1 protein-coding gene is annotated in these 221 nt (G+C 46.2%); it reads right to left on the bottom strand.

Annotated elements, in window-relative coordinates; translation table 11 throughout:
• On the bottom strand, positions 1–221 hold a 221-nt coding region (locus CXF62_RS01525; protein ID WP_145990528.1), incomplete at both ends, for a transposase.

The raw sequence follows: 221 nt of genomic DNA, 5'->3' as shown, positions 1-221 counted from the left end.
GCTAAGTACACCACCTTGAATGCTGCCTGATCAGATGGGAATACCTTACGCTTATTCACTGCCGTCCGAATCACACTGTTCAATGACTCAATAGCATTGGTGGTATAGATGGCTTTTCTGATGTCTTTAGAATACTCGAAGAACACCGTTAAGCCCTCCCAGTTATTGCGCCAAGACTTAACCACATGCGGGTACTCAGTGCCCCAAGTCTCATCAAAGTG

Source organism: Psychrobacter sp. MES7-P7E, from assembly GCF_002863645.1.
GTDB lineage: Bacteria > Pseudomonadota > Gammaproteobacteria > Pseudomonadales > Moraxellaceae > Psychrobacter.
The sequence above is the reverse complement of the archived record's forward strand: the minus strand, read 5'-3'. Positions and strand labels throughout refer to the sequence as shown.